The organism is Liquorilactobacillus sicerae, from assembly GCF_029916425.1.
In the GTDB taxonomy this organism is placed as follows: Bacteria; Bacillota; Bacilli; order Lactobacillales; family Lactobacillaceae; genus Liquorilactobacillus; species Liquorilactobacillus sicerae.
The window spans coordinates 1-463 of sequence record NZ_JAHAVQ010000215.1; the positions used below are offsets into that span (position 1 = coordinate 1).

The 463-nt window shown below is 38.9% G+C and carries 1 protein-coding gene; it reads left to right on the forward strand.

The features are described from left to right. Positions 1-29 precede the first annotated feature (29 nt). Positions 30-463: thymidylate synthase (gene thyA / locus KH893_RS12070; protein WP_281166314.1), on the forward strand; the 434-nt coding region annotated here is incomplete at its 3' end.

The following is a 463-nucleotide window of genomic DNA, read 5'->3' on the forward strand; positions in this document are numbered from 1 at the left end:
GAAACAAAAATATCATTAACATATTATCCATGAGCCAAAATGAAGAACAATATCTAAACCTTGCCCGACGTATTCTAGAAACCGGGGCCTCAAAAATGGATCGAACCAAAACCGGAACACACTCGATTTTCGGCGCTCAAATGCGTTTTGACCTCTCAGAAGGGTTTCCATTACTGACGAGCAAAAAAGTCGCGTTTGGACGAATTAAATCAGAATTATTGTGGTTTTTACGTGGTGACAATAATATCCGTTTTCTACTGCAACACCATAATCATATTTGGGACGAATGGCCCTTTAAAAAATGGATAGAAAGTAGTGAATATGACGGTCCTGACATGACCGATTTCGGCCTACGCACACAAAGTGATCCGATTTTCGCCGAACAATATAAGGAACAAAAAAAAATCTTCATTGATCGAATTTTGAACGATGACAAATTCAGCGAAAAGTTTGGTACAATCGG